Source organism: Oceaniovalibus sp. ACAM 378, from assembly GCF_008085915.1.
In the GTDB taxonomy this organism is placed as follows: domain Bacteria; phylum Pseudomonadota; class Alphaproteobacteria; order Rhodobacterales; family Rhodobacteraceae; genus Oceaniglobus.
In genome coordinates this window covers 1-360 of the sequence record NZ_VSJK01000109.1, presented here as the reverse complement: position 1 = coordinate 360, position 360 = coordinate 1, and the positions used below count along the sequence as shown (strand labels likewise).

Here is a 360-nt window from a genome sequence, read left to right as displayed (position 1 = left end):
TTTCTTTGCACGTTTGGCCAGCTTAGAGTTCCAACCTTCGGTATTACGGCGGCCATTTGGCTGATAGCGTGTCGCTTGTTTGCCGGCGCGCCGTTTCTTTGGGGCCGCTTCGTCCTGTTCAGCTTTGATGTATTCCAGAACCGCGCTGAGATGTTTGTTCTCGGTGATGGCCGCGTGGGTGACGCGCTGATCCTTGTCGAAGACGGAGTAGGGGATAGAAATACCCCTCCATCGCACAACGAAACTGCCATCTGGGAAGGCAAATGTGTCCACATATTTGCCTGGCAGATCGCGCGTGATGTCATTCTCAGCCAGGATGATCCGCTTGCGTTCATAGGAGAAGGCAAGTTGCGCACCAAC

Annotated in this window: 1 pseudogene; it reads right to left on the bottom strand. The window is 54.2% G+C overall.

Features of this window, described 5'->3' with window-relative positions:
* A pseudogene (locus FQ320_RS25415) lies at positions 1–360 on the bottom strand (ISNCY family transposase); the annotation flags it as partial.